This is a genomic window from Algoriphagus ratkowskyi, from assembly GCF_002150505.1.
Lineage (GTDB): Bacteria > Bacteroidota > Bacteroidia > Cytophagales > Cyclobacteriaceae > Algoriphagus > Algoriphagus ratkowskyi.
Genome location: NZ_MSSV01000038.1, coordinates 1 through 7584 on the forward strand (window position 1 = coordinate 1; position 7584 = coordinate 7584).

Below are 7584 nucleotides of genomic sequence, written 5' to 3' on the forward strand. Positions count from 1 at the left end.
GGGGGTACTTTCCACATAGAATGCAACGGTATCGATGTCACAGGTCCTATTATCATTCCAGCTACCGGTGGATGGGATTCGTGGGTCTCCGTGAAAAAAGCGGGAATCAATCTTCCAGCAGGAACACATACACTAAAATATGTTGTAGATAACTACGGTGAGAATGGATACTTAGGTAATCTCAATTCCATGCACTTTAGCATACCAAACGAAGCTCCGAAAGTGACTATCACTTTTCCTAGCACAAACTCACAGTTTACACAGGGAGACAATATTTCCATTACATCAGATGCTATTATCTCCGAGGAAACATTTGCCAAGGTCGATTTCTACAATGGAACTTCTTTACTGGGAACTGACTCTATAGCCCCATATAGCTTTGATTGGATTAATCTTCCTATTGGAAACATCTCCATCACCGCTAAAGGAACAGATAATAAAGGAAACGCTACTGTGTCAGCACCTGTAGTGATCAATGTTAGTGAAAAAGTTAATTTTGCTCCAGAAACAGGCACAGGATTTTTACAAGGATTAGTTGCTTTTTATGAAATGAACACAAATTTATCCGGAGTACTTATTGATTCTCACGGTCAAAACCACGGTAGCAGTCAATTGATCAACAACGTCAACGGATTTATAGCAAATGGAAATAAGTATGACGGTAAATCTTCTATATCAGTTGTACCCCATAGCAATAGCCTTAACCTTACTTCTGAATTTACATTGATGGCCGATGTATTCCGCGAGGGAAATGGGCAAAACAGTGGAAGTATAATTATTGGAAAAACATTATCAGAAGATTGGTCAGAAAATCAGACATACTCAATTGCTATTACTAAGGAAAATAAAATAAGAATCCGGACAAATACTCCATATGTAAAGGATTGGGTTTCTTCCCAAACAGTACCTTTAGGAAAGTGGGTCAGGATAATCGCAACGTATAAATCGGGAGAAGGGTACAGCTTGTATTTAGACAATATAAATCCCGAAAAATCACCTAAATTCTCAGGAGATATCGTAAAATCTGAATTAGAATTAAAAATTGGTTCAGGATCTTATCTGAAAGATGCAGCTCACCTAAGAAGGTTTGAAGGAATTCTTGATAATGTAGGAATGTGGAACAGACAGCTTACTTTAAAAGAAATTACAGAACTTGTTACTACCAAAATTAGCTATCCTGATTTTGGAGTAGCAAAAGAAACTTCATCAATACGTATAGTTTCCCCAACCACAAATTCTCAATTTGATGAATTAAGCGATGTGCATATTGAAATTGAATCGGAAATCACTGAGGGAGAAATTGAAAAAATAGAGCTTCACAATGCTGACACATTAATTACCACTCTTTATGGCAATACTTCATCATATACATGGAAAAGTGTTTCTGAAGGACAATATTCACTTAAAGCCAAGGCATTCAATGTAAATGGATCAAACATTAATTCTGACTCTATAATTTTCAAGGTGGAAAAAACACTGGTAGCAGCTTCAAATAAAGATTTACTATCAGGATTGGTTGCCTTTTATGAGATGAACACCAATATATCAGGAGTTCTACAGGACTCTCATGGCCAAAACCACGGCACCAGCCAACTCATCGACCAAGTAGGTGGCTTTATTGAAAATGGAAACAAGTATGATGGTAAATCTTCACTATCTAGTGTACCACATAATCAGAGCCTCAATCTTACTACCGAATTCACCTTGATGGCCGATATTTTCCGTGTAGGTAATGGTCAACAAATGGCCAGCATAATAGTAGGTAAAACATTTTCCAATGAATGGTCAGAAAACCAAACTTACTCCATGGCGATTACGGATGATAATAGAATAAGAATTAGAACAAACATCCCATACGTTACAGATTGGGTGTCTTCCAAAACAATTCCCCTAGGAAAATGGGTACGAGTAATCGCATCCTACAAATCCGGAGAAGGGTACAGTATATATTTAGATTCAATCGATCCCGAAACATCTCCTCAATATTCAGGAAGTATTACTAAATCAGATATGGAATTGACAATTGGGTCAGCTTCATTACTAAAAAATGCATCCAACCTCAGAAGGTTCGAAGGAATTCTTGACAATGTTGGAATCTGGGATAGAAAACTCTCACAAAGTGAAATTGAAAGGCTAATAACCACTAAAATCACATATCCTGAATTTAATGGTATGATGTATCATAGAATTGCAGTATCCTCTAATTTGGATGAACTACAAGGCAAAGTAAATGCTAAGACTGATTTAGTAGAAGCGAAAGCAGGTGAGAAATTGGTTTTCATGGTCGAAACAGAAGAAGCACAAGGAGTAGTATTTGATCATTGGAGCATTGATGGACTTAAGATTAATAACCAAACTCTATTTGAACTTGAAATGCCTGAAAAGGATATTACACTTACTAAAAATTTTAGAAGCTTCACAGCTCCAGAAATCAGAATTGAAATACCTAGTGAAAAATCGGAATTTGAAGCATTAAGCAATGTTCATATTGAACTTGAAATCACTAAGAATGATGCCCAAATTGAAAAAGTCGAACTCTTTAGTGGCAATAACTTAGTAGGTAAACTTTCTAAAGATTCAACAGGTTTGAACTGGGAAAACATCCCAGAAGGAAATCACAAACTTGTAGCGAAGATCACCGATGTTGAAGGCAAATCTTATTTCTCAGAACAAGTCCTGCTAATGGCAGTTTCCCAAAAAGCAAAGGATATTCCAAATGCTAGGTTGGATTACATAATTGGGCCAAATCCTACCACAAACTACCTCAATGTAATTTTCACAAATTTAGATGGAAATTATGATTTTGAATTAAGGGTTGTATCCATGAATGGCACCGTTCATAGCACATACAAGACCAAAACAGAAGAATCTACATTGACTATTGATGTTTCTAATTTGATAAACGGAGTGTATATTCTACAATTAACCGCTAACGGAAATGAGATTTCAAGTAAAAAATTCATAAAAGAATAAAGAAAGATTCAGGTTAAAATATGCCTCCTAAAAGTCAAACACTTTATGGAGGCATTTTTTTGTGCCTAATTTTTTAAATAACTGAAACTAATTTTTTACTTACAAATAGTAACAAAATAATCTAAAAACTAATCAAAAATTCCACAGTCATCGATAAAACCATTTACATTTTACAAATCAATGAACATATGGCTAGAAGGATGTTTTAGTGCTATTTTTGGGCAAAAACGAATCCGAAGCCTTCTGGCTATGTGGATTGCCAGATTTAGGATTCAGAGGTGAACAGGAAGTCTTAATCACCAACATGGACAATCAGTAAGGCTTAGGGATTCCATCAGATAGATTTTCCCCGAATCCACCTAGCAATTCTGCATCGTCCATCAAAACTTGCTTGACTTTATGTGGTCAAAAAGGATAATATGCCTTTGCAGCTTACATGAAGAAAATCGATTGCTACTAACAATGAATCAGCTGAATTCGCTCTGAACTAGTCAAAGCTGTGTGGAGTCAAAAATAAGGCTATGCTATCAAATGCTAGAAAAACTAGAGTGAAAAGCTGACTACATGGATGGCTTTACTTATGGAAATAAGTAAAATCATCTACACCAATACTATCATTGAAAACCTGAATTGGAAAGTCATAAAATATACCAAAAACAAGTTTTTCTATATTTGAGATGATGTGGTGACGAAGTCCGTATACTTAGCTATCAACGAATTCACTAAAAATGCATTATGCCAATCCGGATATCAAGGAACATCTTAGACCAATTTATGATTATGTTTGAAAGCCATCTTAAATTTTAACCATTTTTAATATGCATTTCCGCACTTTTCAGGATAGTATCATAATTTTTAAAATTCTAAGAAAGAGCCTCACTACTAAGGGATTCTTTCTTACCTGCTAAATTTAATCATTTAAATAAATTCCATAAAAAACATTTAACGCAAGTCGTAAAACAAATTTGATCCTATTTGAAATATGTTAATAATTAACAAATATTTATGATATATAATTTTATATGTATTTCAAAATCTTATAATAGTATTTTAATCCAGCTGAGATTAATTTTTATGAATTTGTCAATTCAAATATTATGCTATATGATATTTTGAGTGAAAATGACGAATTTATCATCCACTATAATCTTCAATTGGTTTTGATTTATTTTGTAATGAGTAGATCACGACCTAAATAGATTTTCTCGAATGAGATCTCAATTGTTCTCAAATAAATACTAGCTATTTTTCGAACTTAGATCATTAAATTAAATATTCAAACATAAGTATATTTTTTATAGGAATACTTCTATCAAACCTTACTTCCAGCCCTACCTACATCAAAATTCTATAAATTATCTTCAATAGTAAGGTATAAGAATAGATACTTATGAGATAAAGCTGATTCCAATACTTTTACACATTTGGCTGAAAAATAGGCCTTTAAAGCTTAAATTCATGACCTCTAAGGGTGAATCACTAATAACTTACATTATTCCTTTTAACTTTTCTTAGTGAAAATTCTGCTAATCTATACTTCAAGAATTAAATGAAAATCTGTCACTTCCCTTTAATTCCGTATCTGAATACAACCTTTAACAAACCTAACTTTTGTAACAGACTATTCAATATTTATACTTTTTCTTAAAAAAAGTATAAAACCATAAATACGATTAAATTGGTTAATAAAACGAATCACGATATCAATTTCTATAAACTTATCACATATTCAAATTAATCAATTATTAGCCTGATTAGGATACAAATATTTTTTTCCAGTAAGTGTGTTATACTTTAGTTATAAAATTGTAAAAAAATATTATAAATATTAAAAAAAATAATTATCGCTTAATTTACATTTTTCAACTTTTAAAAATCAATTTCCCCAATTCGAAAAGGAAAAATTAAAACTAATAATTTAGATATATCTCTTATTTATTACAAGTCAGGATTAGTATATTTTTTTTATTTAAAAACATTGTTAAATATTGGGGCAACCCTAATGTTTTATATACAATACAATTAATGCAGCACGTATTCCATAAAACATAATATTAAAACACATAATACAGTTAATCACCCACGAAAGACTGTTTATAGATTATCAAATCCATGAAAAAATTAGTTACCTATTTAGGTAGGATGATATCCTATGCCTTTTTATTTCTAGTATGCACATATTCAAATGCAGCTACTTACTATTTCTCTTCTACTTATGGCGATGATGCTCGAAGCAGTGCACAAGCCCAGAATCAAAATAGCCCCTGGAAAAGTATTCAAAAATTGAACTCAGTTTTCAATTCCCTCCAACCTGGAGACAATATCATGTTCCGAAATGGTGACACCTTTCACGGCACACTGATTATTAATAAATCCGGTACTTCAGGTGCACCGATATCTTTTGGAAACTATGGCTCTGGTGAAAATCCAGTTTTAACAGGATTCCGAGAAATTAAAGACTGGGTTTCACTCGGAGGTAATGTTTACGAAACTTATATCCCTGAAGTTTCCTCTTCAGTGTCTACTGTGGTAATGAATGATGTCCTTCAAGCTATGGGCAGGTATCCAAATGACAATGCTTCAAACAGTGGTTATCTAACAATCAACTCTTACAGCGGGGGTTCCATCGGTAGTAGCGGACTGCAAGCTCCATCTAGTATGACTGGAGGAGAAATAGTGATTCGGAAAAACAACTGGATTATCGACAGACATGTGATCAACTGGCACAGCGGAAGTAGCGTAAACTATAATACTGCTGGTAGCGCTTATAGCCCCACGATAGGCTACGGCTTCTTTATCCAAAACCACCCCGCTACATTAGATAAGCATGGGGAATGGTATTTCAATAAAGCGACTAAGAAGTTGATGATTTATTTTCAAGGCAATCCATCTGGAGCTAACATCAAAGTTTCCACGATAGATCGGATCATTAATACACAAAATAGTGCTAGCCATATAAAACTCAACAACCTTACTATTCAGGGTAGTAATGAAAATTTAATCAATATTGATAAATCAACATTCTTCACAGTAGAAAACTGCCTGCTAGAGTATGTAGGAAAAAATGCAATCAATACAATCATGTCTAGAAACCTGACTGTATCTAATTCTTACATATCAAATGCACTCAATGGAGGAATAAACTTGGGATGGGATGACAGGGCTACGGTCGTGCGATCTAGCACATTCAGCAAAATCCATGCGATCGCAGGAATGGGTCAAAGCGCAGACAGCCAAGGGAATGGAATTTTCATGAGTGAAACCACCTCGGATGTTCTAATTGAATATAATGAGTTTTTGGAAAATGGTTCCAATGCAATTTACTTCAACGGAAATAACATAAACATCAAAAATAATCTCATCGATACTTTTTGTTTCGTTAAGGATGACGGTGGGGGGATCTACACTTTTACAGGGCCTGCCAACACGACTTTTACCAACAGAAAAATCACTAATAACATTATTGTAAACGGAATCGGTGCAGTGGACGGTACAAAACCATACGGTGCGACTGACTTTCCTTACGTGGAGGGAATATATCTTGACCTTTTCGCTAATGGGATCGACATAGATCAAAATACCATTGGTAATGTGATGAGCAAAGGGATCTTTGTAAACAATGCAAGAAATGTATCCATCACCAACAACAAAATATTCAATGCCGGATATTCTATTTTTATCACTAGTGACTACACCAATAACCTAACCCGAAATATCACCTTAACTAACAATGAATTTTTGAATAAAGATTCAAATCAACTTCATGTCTTTGTAAGATCTAAAGTAAACACATTGGGTCAAATGGGGACTTTTGACAAAAATATATACTCTCGGCCTATCAATGAAAGTAATTCCTTCAGTCTCCAAGTTCCTGAAAAAAATGGATTGATTGACCTACAATCTTGGAAGAGTAGCTATGGTCTCGATGCTAATTCAACCAAAAGCCCTGCTTCTTATGAATCTAAAAAAATGGGAATTGATGAATTTATTATGTTTGAGTTCAATAATTCTAAAAGTTCTAAGACGATTCCGTTGTCTGGAACCTATGTAGATTTAAAAGGAAAGATTCTTTCTGGAAGTGTTGTGGTACCAGCTTATTCTTCGATACTCCTACTGAAAACGGAAGCGTCAACTACCCCGGAAAATACTGCTCCTACCGTCAGCATCACTGCTCCTAGCACAGACTCCCAGTTTGTACAGGGTGACAATATCTCCATTACATCAGTTGCAACTGACACTGACGGTACCATCTCTAAAGTGGAATTCTACAATGGAACTACTTTATTGGGAACTGACACTTCTGCACCATACAGCTTTGACTGGACAAATCTTCCTATAGGAAACTTCTCCATCACTGCTAAAGCAACTGATAATAAAGGAATGGCTACGATTTCAGATCTTGTCAAGATTAATGTCCATGAAAAAGCCAATGTTGCTCCACTCGTCAGCATCACCGCTCCTAGCACTAACTCCCAATTTATACAGGGAGATAATTTAACTATCACTTCTAATGCTAGTAATGCAGACGGTACACTAACCAAAGTTGAATTCTATCATGAAAATACACTTTTAGGAACAGACATTTCTGCCCCATACAGTTTTGACTGGATT

General features: G+C 34.6%; 2 protein-coding genes. Both read left to right on the plus strand.

Annotated features, from left to right (window positions below):
• On the plus strand, positions 1-2973 hold a 2973-nt coding region (locus BVH02_RS20680), incomplete at its 5' end, for a LamG-like jellyroll fold domain-containing protein (protein ID WP_143244273.1).
• A 2112-nt stretch (positions 2974-5085) separates the two neighbouring features.
• Positions 5086-7584 (plus strand): Ig-like domain-containing protein (locus BVH02_RS20685; RefSeq protein WP_086503375.1); only part of this gene is annotated, 2499 nt, incomplete at its 3' end.